Origin of the sequence: Sphingobacterium sp. MYb382 (assembly GCF_037572665.1) — a bacterium.
Lineage (GTDB): Bacteria > Bacteroidota > Bacteroidia > Sphingobacteriales > Sphingobacteriaceae > Sphingobacterium.
Genome location: NZ_JBBGZT010000012.1, coordinates 171,755 through 184,847, shown reverse-complemented (window position 1 = coordinate 184,847; position 13,093 = coordinate 171,755). Strand labels below are relative to the sequence as shown.

Sequence of the window (13,093 nt, the reverse complement as noted above, 5' to 3'; positions counted from 1 at the left end):
AGCTTTATGTGGGCGCTTCGTATGGAGCGTTTTTTGATAACGCCCCATACGGCGGGCTTTCCGCACTCGCTTTTTTCCATCCGCTACCGCGGTGTAAAAAGAGCTCAAACAGTTGCTCCAATCCCTAGCGCGACCGAAGCCCACAATACCTTATGATTAATCGAAATTAATGACGAAATCCGTTAGCGGTATACGTACTTTCTTCATGGTCGCCAACCAATCATTTTGCTGGTCAGCATAACCTACATAAAGCAGGCATACGCTCTTTAAGCCTTGTTCTTTCAGTCCCAACACCTCATCCACCAGCTTATTGTTAAAACCTTCGGCAGGCGTGCTGTCGATGCGTAATTCTGCCGCTTGCGCTAGTGCCATGCCCAGCGCGATATAGCTCTGACGAGCGCTATGTCCAAAATGTTGTTCTTCATTTTGCGCAGCAAATATTTGTTTTAGTTTGTCAGTGTAGCTTGAAAAACGACCCCTAGGTAATCCGCGCTCATCAGTCGTTAAATCGTATACCTTGTCAATGCGTTCTTCCGTATATGTGTCCCAAGCTGCAAACACCAATACATGCGAACAATCGCGCATAACTTCCGGATTAAGCGCGCCAGGAATCAGCTGTTCACGAATAGCAGCATTCTTAACCACAATAACTTTGAAGGGTTGCAATCCAGAAGAAGTAGGCGCTAGGCGCGCAGCTTCAATAATTTTGTGTAAATCTGCATCGCTAACCTTTTTGGAAGGGTCATATGCTTTAGTGGCATGACGCCATTGTAAGTCTTCTAATAAAGCCATGTTATATATGTTTATTCATTAATATAAACATATTTTAGGACATTTTGTTAGCCTGGCTATGCATTATCACGGGGGCTCCTGCTGTTGCAGGCTAAACAGATGTTGAGGTAGGAGAGATAAAACCAAGTTCCGACCGGCTTACAATACCTATTTTATCATAAATCGTTTTCAAGTGATACTTAACCGTATTCTCAGAAATAAACAATTCAGCACCAATTTGCTTATTCGTCTTACCGAGCTTCACCAGGTTAATCACCTCAAGTTGTCGGTCCGTCAAGCCATACATGTTGCGGTCTACAGCGATATTTGATTTTATAGCATCCGTATTCGTCAACTGCTCAATAGCATTACGAACGCGGTCGTGTTGCTTTTAAATAATTTTTTTTTTTTTTTTTGTAGTTAGCAAGAGCTTCCATAGCGTAAACAAGAGAATAACCAAGATAAGAGCTATCGCAATTAAATAGTAGCGTATTTTTTTCTCCAGCTCAATTTCCAGCTTATTGCGTTGTTTAAGCAAGTCTTTTTCTAGCAAATTGAGGTTGCCAATCACATTATTTGCGTTATACTTGGTGCGCTGCGCACTAACCTTCTCTTGGTAAGCCAACGCATTTTTGTAATCTCCTTTGTGGCGGTAGTATAATGTAGCCGCCTCATACATGATAATTTTGTAGATATCAGAGTTGTACTTATTTGCATAAGACATCCCCGTATCGAATGCCTCCATCGCCTTTTTATGGTCTTTAAGCTCCCCATAAAGGATAATCTTAGCCCTATACACATTAGGCAGGTGTTTCGGATTTTCCTTCTCTAAAATAGTAATAGCTTCATTAAATAGCTGTTCCGCTTCTTGATAATCCTTTTTGCGCATCGCTATGATGCCCAGCATAGATTTGAAAAAAGCCGTAGTCTCTCGCTTAATATATTTAAGGTCTTTCTGGTCAATCTGCGCAAGCAGCTCTTGAGATTCCTCATTCCTTTGCAAGTCGAAATAGACAAACATACGCTCCACTAAAATACGCGTCTGTACCTCTTTCCGTTGCTGTTGAATCAAGGTGCTTTCCGTGAAAGCTAAGTCTAAATTATTTAAAGCTAGATTATAGTTGTAAAGTCTCTTATAAGTCAGTGCCTTTTGGATATAGGCGTTGCTACGGTCGTAATGATTTGATTTCGGATTGCTAATAATCGATTCTAACAAAAGGATAGACTCTTCGTAGCGATGATTATCGTTTGAATTGGCAATTTGGTCTTCTAAGTCCGTGGAATCAATCGATTGTGCGGATACGGTTGAAAATATAATACACAGTAGGAGTATACACAAGGTCTGGAAAATAGGCAAACGCTGGGTAGAATGAGATTGTTTTTTCTCTTTACTGTTATTTATTAATGGGCAATTCACGGTTAATAGTTTTCTTAAGTTCTACTAAATTACTTAATTTTTCGTGTATATGAAAAAAATGAAAACGTCGAACGGATGTTAGTAGGCAACTTCGTAAGGCAGAATTGTATCTTGCTTTTAGCTTAATTTTTTGTTGTCTTTTTTGGTCTTCTATGTGTTGATTAGTAGGTTTTTGTGTCTCCTTGTTGTCCTCTTTTTGCTATTCTTTTTATGGACGTGTCCCTATTTTGTCCCCCATAAAGATAGGGTATACTACCCGAAAGGAAGGGTACAAACTACCCTTTAACTACCTAGTTAAATGTTGTTATACTAGGTAGTTTATTGCAGCTTTGTTAATAAATTCGGTAGACAGCAGTTTGCCTCACAAGATGATTCTTAGGTAAGAATAGATATGGGGTTTAATTTTTAAACGAAACCCCCAGTCTATATTCTAGATAAAAGCATTGTACCAATTAACCAATTGACTGTTTATGAAAAGGAACCCAAAGAAAAGTTCTGATGTAACGATTGAATAAAAAAATTGGTATAAAGGAAGGTTTTGGGTATGTTTTATGAAAAAAAGCTGCTTCGAGAGAGGCGGCTTTTATGTTGCTGAAAAGTCTAAATTTTGTGAAGTATTAGTTAAACATTGTATGAAAAAAATCAGTTATTTTTTCTTTCTTATTATCATATGCGCTTGTACAAGAAACGCATCAAAAAGTGAGACTTCAGCAGCAGGCTTACATACAGATACTGTAGGAGGTAATGCTTCTGCGGACAGCCTGAAGCAGCAAATTTATTGGTCAGGGATGGTCGCTGAGCGTATTCCTGTACTCTTGCATTACCAGATGATAGATAGCCTTCTCGTGGGTGAGTTGGTTTATTTGGGAAATACAGAAAGAAAACCTGTAAAGCTTATTGGTGAAATTGAAGAATCTGAAGAACATCGGATTTTGGAAATAGACAGTACCGGAAATATTATAGGGATTCTGTCAGGAACGCCTATTCAAGACAAGTGGTTAGGTTCTTGGTTTTCACCGAAGACGAGAAATGAATATACACTCGATTTAAAAAGAATAGATACCCTCTTAGCTCTTCCTTCACAAGCCGTTTCTCCAAAAGATGTAGCGGGACAATATTACTATCAGTATGGACGAAAAGGACGCAAAGGCATACTAAAAGTACGTAGGCTGGATGATGACAAGCTTGAATTTTCTATTCTTTCTTTAACAGACGAACCTGCCCGAAATATAGCTTTAGTAGATACCGATACCATTATTAGCAAAGGTACAAGCTTTACCTATGCGGTGCCTTCAACGGATAATTGTGAAGTTAAGGTTCAGTTTTATAAGGATTTTGCACATATACGCTATAGTAAAGGAGACTGTTCAGGTATGTTTGGGCATAATGCATCCCTAGAAGGAATATTCTACAAAACGAATTAAACCTGCTAATTGTAATTTTTGGCAATTAGTGCTTACGCTATTTTAGGTGTGATACGATATACGCAGCGTTGCCCATCACTGATGATATGTTGGGTGCGCTCCACCGCATAAGCTTGACCAAATAGCTCTTGGAAATTCTTTAATTCCGCCCGACAGAAGCCTTGACACTCCGTGGCTGCCGCACAAATAGGGCAATGGTTTTCGGTGAAGAAAAAATAGTCATCCTCCTGGTGCCATGTGGCCATATAGCCTTCTTGCGTGCGTAGCTCCGTTAAGGTCTGCAATTTATCGGCTATATTTTCTTGTCCCCGTGTTGCCGAAGCGTAACGCGCATAGGTTTGTTTCTCCCGGTCAGCAATGAGCAAGTCTAATGCATTATCACCCAGTAAATTTTTTACCGATTGTAGGATGTCAACCGTAATTTGCGCATGACTATCCGGGAAGCGTGCTTGTCCCTGAGCCGTCAACCGGTAGTAAGCCGTTGGTCGTCCTACACCTTCCGCTTGATGCCAAACCTCCACCAATCCCTCGTCCGTAAGCTTTGCGAGATGCTGACGAACACCTTCTTTGCTAATTCCTAGCGATGCCGCTAAGCTAGCTAGGCTAGACTCCGCTTTCATTTTGATAGTAATTAACAGTTCATTGATGTTGTCTTTTTTACTCATTACGCAATAGTATACTTGTTTTATACAAAGGTACAATTCTTTTTTAGATTTATTTTGAGCCTGTATAGCGCTCTAAATAGCGGTGTGTAGTAAAATATTGGTTTATCGTTTTTAATAAAACAAGTAATTACTTGTTTTATTAAAAACCTTTTCTACCTTTGAACCATGAAATTTGTGAACACCTTAATATATATACACTATGACTTACATATTGCCAAGCTTATCATACGATTATAATGCATTAGAACCTCATTTTGATGCCGTAACCATGATGGTTCACCACCAGCGTCATCATCAAGCTTATATCGATAATTTAAATAAAGCTATCGTTGGTACCGCCGCAGAAGGTTTTGATTTAGAGACCACCTTGCGCAAGGTTAGTCAATTTAGTCCAGCCATACGTAATAACGCTGGCGGGCATTATAACCATAGCCTTTTCTGGAAAATAATAGCTCCCGCTCCGAAATTGGTGCCTACAGGCGAACTTGCTGAAAAGATTAAGGAGGTGTTCGGGAGCCTAGACTTGCTGAAAGCAGAGATTAAGAAAACAGGATTAGCACAGTTCGGTTCCGGCTGGGTATGGTTGTTTGTGAAGCATAATGGTACATTAGCTGTTTCAAGCACCGCTAATCAAGATAACCCCTTGATGGATACTAATCTTACCAATCAGGGTTACCCGATTTTAGGAATCGATGTGTGGGAACATGCTTACTACCTTAAGTATCAGAATAAAAGAGCCGATTTTATCGATGCCTTTTGGTCTGTATTGGATTGGTCGGTTGTAGAAGACCTTTACAGAACTAGCATACAGCGTTTAGGTTAATGTTAAAAGCAGATGATATGGAAGAGCCACTATTTATCAATAAAGTTGAAGCTACCGGAATTATAACGTTTGACCTCTATGACTTTAAACCACAAGAGGCCGCAGCTTTGGTCGATATTAAGGATTTTCTCTACCTCGGATTGATTGTAAAAGAAAAAGAATTTAAGGCCGCCTTGTCTGCCTATGGTTGGGAGCATTTGCGAGGTAAGGCTGTAGCTATAGTCTGTACGGAGGATACCATTATTCCTACCTGGGTTTACATGATGCTTGCTCAAAAGTTGGCTGGCTTAGACACCATTGTCGATTATTGTACCGTCGAAGAGCTCGATAATAAACGTTGGCAGCAAAACCTGCGTGAGGCCGACCTTGCAAAATACCAGGGTGAAAAAGTAGTTGTGCGTGCACGTCCTGATGTTGCCCCAGCTCTATACATGCAAGCGACGTTACGTTTGCTTCCTGTGGTGTCCACCTTAATGTACGGAGAAGCAGGCATGCCGAAGGTTATTGCTAAAAATGTGTAGTTAAATTGTAAATTTAAAAAGCTTATAAACGAGAGACAAAAATATGAAAGCTTTAATCTTTAATGGTGCGCTGGATAGAAGAGAAAATGCAACCTCCGAACGTTTAACCCGTTATTTGCAGGCTAAATTAGAAAAGTTAGGCATAACAGTAGATACCTTTAGGGTAGTCGATTCTGGAATTCCGCTGTTTGACATGAGCCTAAATAAAGTGCCTAATGCGGTCGAACGCATGAATATCGTATTTCGTGATGCTGATGTTCATATTTGGCTATCGCCACTCTATCATGGTAGCATGACCGGCGTGATGAAAAATTGCCTCGATTGGATGGAGTGTAGCGCGCGGTTGCCACAAGCTTATCTTACCGGCAAAATTGTCGGCTTAGTTTGCTGGGCCGATGGCGTGCAAGCCATGCAAGGTATCAATGGGATGGAGGCTGTAGCCAAAGCGTTACGCGCATGGACGCTACCTTTGCATGTGCCCATTCAGCGAAAAGACTTGTTTGATGAAAACGATGAAGTAGACCTGAAGTATGACCAACGTTTTGATTTGTTTCTGCAGCTGTTGACAAAAGGATTGCCCGCGTTTAAATAGCATGGACAAGCGAGTAAGAATATATACCCAAACAAGCCGATTACAGAAATAATCGGCTTGTTTCGTTGCAGGACCTTTTGTGATAGCAGATAAAGGCATGTTTCATAGGACTGCTAAAAATGTTATGTTTGTATAAATACGTTAGCCCATGATTATTATTGATTCACCATCACATGATGCTTATTTTAATATAGCTTCCGAAGAGTATCTTTTATATAAATATCCTACAGCGGATTTGTTTTTACTCTATGTAAATGCGCCCTCTATTATTGTAGGTAAATTTCAAAATACACTAGCCGAGATTAATCTAGACTATGTCGATGAAAAAGGAATTAAGGTGGTGCGACGTATGTCGGGAGGCGGTACCGTTTACCACGATTTAGGTAATCTAAATTTTTCTTTTCATACCCTTTTTGAAGGGAATGATTTCTTAGACTTTTCTACTTTCACAGCACCTGTGCTAAGCCTGCTCAATGGGCTAGGGGTGCCAGCCAAGCTGGAAGGGCGCAATGATTTGCTACTCGACGGTAAGAAGTTCAGTGGCAATGCTAAATTTGCGAAAAACGGTAAGATGATTCAGCACGGAACTATTCTACTAAACTCTCAGATGGAAGTACTTGCCGATGCGCTTAAAGTAAATCCGCTGAAGTTTATCGATAAAGCCGTAAAATCGAATCGCTCACGGGTTACCAATTTGATAGACTACCTGGCTGTAGGTACCGATACTGAAACGCTGAAAGAATGGTTAATTGCCGAAATTGTGAAGGCAAATCCTGGCGCAGAGCTCTATCAGTTGACTCCAGAAGATATAGACGCTATCCAACGTCTAGCGACAGAAAAATATAATACTTGGGATTGGAACTTTGGTTTTTCGCCCAACTACAACTTTAAGAAAGCCGCAAAAGTGCCAGCCGGATTTATAGAGGTCCATTTAGATGTCGATAAAGGTTATATCAAGCAGGCTAAAATATTCGGCGATTTCTTCGCCGCAAAGCCAATTGAAGAATTGGAAAGTCTATTGGTAGGGGTGAAACACGAACGTGCAGCCCTAACGACCTTGCTAGAGAGTATTGATATACAAGGGTACTTCGGGAAAGTGACGGCCGAGGAGATTGTAGCGCTTTTTAGTTAATAGGTAAACTAAACCGTAGTTTAGTAAAGGAAAAAGGGTTTTAGCTGTTGAACAGCTAAAACCCTTTTTTAATTAAGATAGAAAATCAGGGTCTTTGTAGGCCGGATTCGGGTAGGTGTAGAAACCTTCACCCGTAGCGACACCAAGTTTGTTCTTATCGATGAAATTCTTTTTCAAGTATTCTACCGTTTTCACTTTCAAAGGGTCGCCTGTAGCATCAGCCGCCATTTTATTAATATTATAAGCCGTTGTGATCCCCACAACATCTAAGATGCCGAAAGGGCCTGTAGGAGCACCCGTTGCCGCCATCCATGTTTTATCAATCGTAATCGGGTCGGCTACATCATTAATCCATAGGTTGGTCGCCGCATCCAATAATGGCACCAATAAGGAGTTTACAATATAACCCGGTTGTTCCTTACTTAAAGGAAGGGCAATCATACCGATAGCTTTAGCAAAGGCTACAATTGTGTCGAACACTTTTTTATCCGTGTTGGGATGGCCCATGATTTCTGCCGTATTGTGTTTCCAAATTTCATTAGCAAAATGGAGCGCTAGGAATTTTTCTGGTCTACCTGTTTCATGCGCAAATTGGCTAGGAAGAAGCGTAGAGCTATTCGTTGCAAAGAGCGTCTTCGCCGGAGCAACAGCCGCTAGTTTGTGGTAGAAGTCAATTTTTATCGCTGGGTTTTCAGGGACAGCCTCAATGATTAAGTCGGCATCCTGAACAGCCTTTCCTAAATCTGAAGAATAGCTTAAACGTTTGAATGTAGCATCCAATTGTTCCTTCGTCGCTTTAAGGTCCTGCTTGTAGCTGTCGCTCAAAATGTCGAATTTTTCCTTGGCTTTCGATAGGACTTCATCATTAATATCGTAAACAGTCACTTGAAAGCCATGAAAGGCTGTTTGGAAGGCTATTTGGTAACCTAAAACACCGCTGCCCGCAACGGTAACATTTTTTATTTCCATGATATACTCTATTAAATTAACGTTTGAGTTTTTGCTTAAATATTCTTTGTTTAAACCTTAAAGAACATCTTATGTACGCTTAATCGCTCATTTGTAAATGTACATTCTTCAAGGGTTTTGGTTCATGACCAAAGTCACATTTGTACCTTTATTACAATTTTATACGCATTTTGTTGGTCAATTATAAAAAACAGTTTAATTCTAGCTATAAAATAGAAAGTTTTAGCGCCTTCCTCTCATAAATTACATAACGAATACGTAACTTTGCGGCATGTCTGAAAAAATTATCATCCTTGATTTTGGTTCGCAGTACACGCAGTTAATCGCGCGTCGCGTTCGTGAGCTTAATGTTTATTGTGAAATTCATCCATTCAACAACCTACCTACCTTTGATGACAGCGTTAAAGGGGTTATCCTTTCGGGGAGTCCATATTCGGTAAGACAAGAGGATGCGCCACAGATTGACTTCCAATCTATTCAGGCGCGTTTTCCATTGTTAGGGGTATGTTATGGAGCTCAATACATCGCACAGCAATCAGGTGGCGAGGTTTTACCTTCAGAGATTAGAGAATACGGTCGTGCTAACCTTCAATTTGTTGATGCAGAAAACATCTTGTTAAAAGGAGTTCCTGTACAATCACAAGTATGGATGTCGCATGGTGATACCATCAAAGAAGTGCCTAGCAATTTCAACATTATCGCAAGTACTGATAAAGTACGCGTAGCAGCATACCACATTCCAGGAACAACGACTTTCGGTATTCAGTTTCACCCAGAGGTGACACACAGTACTGATGGACAAGTGTTGATTAAGAACTTCGTGGTAGATATCTGTGGTTGTGCACAAGATTGGACTTCAGATGCTTTCGTAGAAACGACGATTGCTGAATTGAAAGAACAAGTAGGCAACGACCATGTAATCATGGCACTTTCGGGCGGTGTTGACTCTACAGTAGCGGCGGTATTATTACACCATGCTATTGGCAAAAACTTACACTGTGTGTTTGTAGACCACGGTTTGTTACGCAAAAATGAGTATGAGCAAGTATTAGACTCGTACAAAAATATGGGCTTAAATATCAGAGGAATAAACGCTAAAGAACTTTTCTATGGTAAATTAGCTGGTTTCTCAGAGCCTGAGCAAAAACGTAAAATTATAGGTGGTGCTTTTATCGATGTATTCGATGAAGCAGCGAAAGCCGTTCAAGCAGAATTACCGGAAGGTGTAGAGGTGAAATGGTTAGGTCAGGGTACTATTTACCCAGATATTATCGAGTCGGTATCTGTTAAAGGTCCTTCAGCAACCATCAAATCACACCACAACGTAGGCGGTCTTCCTGACTTTATGAAACTTAAAGTTGTAGAGCCTTTAAAAACATTGTTTAAAGACGAAGTACGCCGTGTTGGTAAGACCTTAGAAATCGACCCAAACATCCTAGGAAGACATCCTTTCCCAGGTCCAGGTTTAGGAATTCGTATTTTAGGAGACATTACAGAAGAAAAGGTACGCATTTTGCAGGAAGCTGATGACATATACATGCGCAATCTTAAAGAAAGCGGATGGTATGAAAAAGTATGGCAGGCAGGTACCATCTTTTTACCCGTTCAATCTGTAGGTGTTATGGGCGATGAGCGTACGTACGAGCATGTAGTTGCTTTACGTGCTGTAGGTTCATTAGACGGCATGACAGCAGATTGGATACACTTACCGTATGATTTATTAGCTAAAATTTCTAATGAAATCATCAATCATGTTAAAGGAATCAACAGAGTTGTCTATGATATCAGTTCAAAACCACCAGCAACGATTGAGTGGGAATAAATTATTAGTGGCTTTAAGCATGCTCCTCGCAATGGGAGCATGCTCGCCCAAAACTACCGGAGTCCTAAGGGCTCCAGGTCATGTGGGAGGCCAAACTGGCCAAACACAAGACGATAACAAAGTATTATCGTCTACAGAGGTAGCAGCAGAGAAAGAGCGTAAAGAGGCGGAAGCTATGCTTGAAAAGCGCCGTAACCACAATGGTATCGCTTTAGTGTTGCCTTTTCAGTTGGATAAACTCGACCCCAATAACCTTTCTAAGAATGATGTTACCCGCTCTTCGCTGGCATTGGATTTCTATCAAGGTTTCCAGTTGGGTCTCGATGAGGTAGCTAAACGTAGCAAGTCTTTTGTGTTGGACGTTATCGACTCGCGCGATGATGAAAACTACAATGGTATTATTGCGAAGTCGGCCGATGTGGTGAATGCTTCCCTAGTTGTAGGTCCTGTTTATCCGAAAGAGATACGCGCTTTTGGTGCTAACTTAAATGATAAAGCTGTTTTACAGGTGAACCCATTGGCAGCATCAAACCCAACGGACTACAATATTCCAAACTTGGTGACATTGACACCATCGTTGAGTATACATACCCGTGCGGTAGCGCAAAAAATGGCTCGTGATTATAAATCAGGCGATATTATTTTTATCTATAACACAACGGATGCAGATGGAAAGCAATTTCTAGCAGGCTTTGCTGCGGAAGTTCGTAAAACGAATCCTAGCGCAAAGTTGCAGTCTGTAAATAATGTAACGCAGCTTAACGATGCCTTATCAAATGTAGGTAACAACCTTATCGCTATTGGCACAACGGATAAGAATGAGCTACGCAACTTCTTGAATAATCTTGATAAAAAGGAAAAAGAAGGATTCTACAGCTTTAAAATCTTTGGACACCCACTATGGGATAAAATCGATTTTAGCGCCTATGAAAACTTTGAACACTTTAGACCGACTATCTCTTCGGAGAACCACATCAAATCGTGGACAGTAGCGGTGAAGAACTTCAAGGACAGCTATTATACTGCTTATGGGGTGAATCCATCAGACCATTCGTATAAAGGATATGATGTAGCGCGCTACTTCGGTTCTTTATTGAATAAATACGGTCCTGAATATGCGAAGCATCTGAGCAAAGAAACCTTTGATGGTTTATTTAGCTCCTACCAGTTTGAGAAAAATAATAACGCCGGCTATATTAACAACGCGGTGTCTTTCAAAGAGTATAAAGGCACTTCTTTTCAATTAAATTAATGCCAGAAATAAATCCACATCGCGTAGGGCAACATCTGCGCGGTTTTGAGCGTGCACTTGCCGAGTATAATGAGCAAGAACCTTTCGCACGATATCTAACACGATTTTTCAAAGAAAATAAACAAATGGGGTCATCCGATAGACGGATGACCTCCCGTTTGTGCTATAATTGGTTCCGCTTGGGGCATGCGCTAAAAGACATGGAGACCTTGAAACGTCTCTGCGTAGCTGAATTTCTATGTGAAGAAAAAAGCGATTTAGTAGCTATCCATCAACCCGAGTGGAATAACCATATTCAGCAGGATACGGAAGCTAAAGTTGCCTTTTTGGCCAGCTTAGGCATCGATGCGCTGGTGGCTATTTTTCCGTTTACAGAAGGACTATCTCCGGCAATCGACCAGCGTGAGTTTGCGTTGAGCCAGCTGCAGCAGCCCGATTTGTTTATCCGCGTAAAGGCCAAAGAAGTCGATGCGGTAAAGAAACTATTAGACAAGCATGATATTTCCTTTGTGCAAGAAACAAACACTTGTTTTCGCTTAGCCAATGGAAGTCGCTTGAATGATGTTAAAGGAATAGCAGGGAAGTACGAAGTACAAGATTTTTCGTCGCAAAGAACGGCAGAATTTGTGCAAACAGAAGAAACAGCGAGCTGGTGGGATGCCTGTGCAGCCTCGGGAGGAAAAGCACTGATGTTATTAGACCGCTATCCTAAGCTTAACCTATTGGTTTCTGATATACGTTTAAGTATTCTACGCAACCTAGATGAGCGATTTGACCAAGCCGGAATTCCGACATTTTCCTACCGTAAGAAGGTGCTCGACTTGACGTCCGATTTGTCCGAAAAGCTAGGCTCCGTAAAGTTTGATGGTATTCTGTTGGATGTTCCATGTTCGGGCTCAGGCACCTGGGGACGTACTCCGGAGATGATTCAGCAGTTCTCTACAGCTAAAATAGAAAGCTTCGTTGCTTTGCAAAAGGAAATAGCAGCCAATGTGGTCACCTTCTTAAAGCCAGGGGCATCACTTATTTATATCACCTGCTCAGTTTATGAACAGGAAAATGAAGGCGTACTCGCTTACCTAACAGCGCAGTTCGGTCTTGTCGTGGAAGAAGTACAAGTTCTCCAAGGCTATACCCAAAAGGCGGACAGCATGTTTATTGCTCGTTTAAGAAAATCAATTCCGAACGCTTAATCGCACTTGTTCGGAATCACCAAAACCGGGCAGCTCGCTTTACGGATGACAGACTCCGATACGCTGCCCGAAATAAGGTGCTCAAAGCCGGTACGCCCGTTAGAGCCCATGATGATTAAATCTGCCGACCAGCTGGCGGCAGTATCGATAATCTCGTCGCGAATACCACCCACCTTATTAAAGACAAAAACTTCTTGTGCTCCCGTAAATTCAGCAGCCAATTTACGGAGTTCATCGGAAGCAGATTCCATTTGAATCTCTAGGGCCTCCGGAATAATGATGGGTTGCTGCCCCATAATAGGGTCGGCGCCGATATTGCTTACCGTATTTGGGGGTACTACCGTTATCAAGGCTACAACAGAGTTAAACTCTTGTGCGATATCTTTTGCATATTCGATAGCTTTTTCTGTGCAAGGACTATCATCAACAGCTACTAAAATTCGATTAAATCTTTGTTTCATGATCGTTTGATTTATAGAAAAACATATCTTCGTATTAGAAAAACAACAAAT

At 41.1% G+C, this 13,093-nt stretch carries 14 protein-coding genes; 8 read left to right on the top strand and 6 right to left on the bottom strand.

Features of this window, described 5'->3' with window-relative positions:
* Nucleotides 1-156: 156 nt before the first annotated feature.
* The 3 genes from WH223_RS05970 to WH223_RS05960 form a co-directional block, all read right to left on the bottom strand.
* The gene (locus WH223_RS05970) at nt 157-792 is read right to left on the bottom strand and encodes an NAD(P)H-dependent oxidoreductase (RefSeq protein ID WP_340046624.1); all 636 of its coding nucleotides are present in this window, start codon (nt 790-792) and stop codon (nt 157-159) included.
* Nucleotides 793-883: 91 nt separating this feature from the next.
* Nucleotides 884-1,126: a helix-turn-helix transcriptional regulator gene (locus tag WH223_RS05965; protein ID WP_340046623.1), complete on the bottom strand. Its 243-nt coding sequence runs from the start codon at nt 1,124-1,126 to the stop codon at nt 884-886.
* Nucleotides 1,127-1,162: 36 nt separating this feature from the next.
* Complete coding sequence (locus WH223_RS05960; RefSeq protein WP_340046622.1) at nt 1,163-2,188, bottom strand: tetratricopeptide repeat protein; 1,026 nt, start codon at nt 2,186-2,188, stop codon at nt 1,163-1,165.
* 632 nt (nt 2,189-2,820) lie between these two features.
* On the opposite strand from WH223_RS05960, the gene WH223_RS05955 reads away from it, so the two are divergent.
* Nucleotides 2,821-3,612, top strand: a complete 792-nt coding sequence (locus WH223_RS05955; protein WP_340046621.1) for a hypothetical protein — start codon at nt 2,821-2,823, stop codon at nt 3,610-3,612.
* A gap of 32 nt (nt 3,613-3,644) precedes the next feature.
* Here the strand turns inward: WH223_RS05955 and WH223_RS05950 are convergent, their stop codons facing one another.
* Nucleotides 3,645-4,277 (bottom strand): helix-turn-helix transcriptional regulator, encoded by a 633-nt coding sequence (locus WH223_RS05950; protein WP_340046620.1) that lies wholly within the window; start codon nt 4,275-4,277, stop codon nt 3,645-3,647.
* Between the two features lie 199 nt (nt 4,278-4,476).
* On the opposite strand from WH223_RS05950, the gene WH223_RS05945 reads away from it, so the two are divergent.
* From WH223_RS05945 to WH223_RS05930, 4 genes are all read left to right on the top strand, one after another.
* The gene (locus tag WH223_RS05945) at nt 4,477-5,100 is read left to right on the top strand and encodes a superoxide dismutase (protein ID WP_340046619.1); all 624 of its coding nucleotides are present in this window, start codon (nt 4,477-4,479) and stop codon (nt 5,098-5,100) included.
* Between the two features lie 17 nt (nt 5,101-5,117).
* Entirely contained in the window at nt 5,118-5,621 is a 504-nt protein-coding gene (locus WH223_RS05940; RefSeq protein WP_340046618.1) for a DUF2480 family protein, read from the top strand.
* 43 nt (nt 5,622-5,664) lie between these two features.
* Nucleotides 5,665-6,213 carry an NADPH-dependent FMN reductase gene (locus tag WH223_RS05935; RefSeq protein ID WP_340046617.1) on the top strand — a complete coding sequence of 183 codons (549 nt, stop codon included), beginning with the start codon at nt 5,665-5,667 and terminating at the stop codon, nt 6,211-6,213.
* 148 nt (nt 6,214-6,361) lie between these two features.
* Nucleotides 6,362-7,345, top strand: a complete 984-nt coding sequence (locus tag WH223_RS05930; RefSeq protein WP_340046616.1) for a lipoate--protein ligase — start codon at nt 6,362-6,364, stop codon at nt 7,343-7,345.
* A gap of 72 nt (nt 7,346-7,417) precedes the next feature.
* On the opposite strand, the gene WH223_RS05925 is transcribed toward WH223_RS05930, so the two are convergent.
* Nucleotides 7,418-8,314, bottom strand: coding sequence for a 3-hydroxyacyl-CoA dehydrogenase (locus WH223_RS05925; protein WP_340046615.1), 897 nt, complete (start codon nt 8,312-8,314; stop codon nt 7,418-7,420).
* 271 nt (nt 8,315-8,585) lie between these two features.
* Between WH223_RS05925 and guaA the strand changes: the two genes are divergently transcribed.
* From guaA to WH223_RS05910, 3 genes are read left to right on the top strand one after another with little or no spacing between them, the layout of a single operon-like run.
* Nucleotides 8,586-10,136, top strand: coding sequence for a glutamine-hydrolyzing GMP synthase (gene guaA, locus WH223_RS05920; RefSeq protein ID WP_340046614.1), 1,551 nt, complete (start codon nt 8,586-8,588; stop codon nt 10,134-10,136).
* Nucleotides 10,093-11,388, top strand: coding sequence for an ABC transporter substrate-binding protein (locus tag WH223_RS05915; protein ID WP_340046613.1), 1,296 nt, complete (start codon nt 10,093-10,095; stop codon nt 11,386-11,388). The genes guaA and WH223_RS05915 overlap by 44 nt, the downstream gene beginning before the upstream one ends.
* Nucleotides 11,388-12,581: an RsmB/NOP family class I SAM-dependent RNA methyltransferase gene (locus WH223_RS05910; RefSeq protein WP_340046612.1), complete on the top strand. Its 1,194-nt coding sequence runs from the start codon at nt 11,388-11,390 to the stop codon at nt 12,579-12,581. Before WH223_RS05915 ends, WH223_RS05910 begins: the two co-directional genes overlap by 1 nt.
* On the opposite strand, the gene WH223_RS05905 is transcribed toward WH223_RS05910, so the two are convergent.
* Nucleotides 12,578-13,042, bottom strand: a complete 465-nt coding sequence (locus WH223_RS05905) for a universal stress protein (protein ID WP_340046611.1) — start codon at nt 13,040-13,042, stop codon at nt 12,578-12,580. The two genes, WH223_RS05910 and WH223_RS05905, sit on opposite strands and share 4 nt — an antisense overlap.
* Nucleotides 13,043-13,093 lie beyond the last annotated feature (51 nt).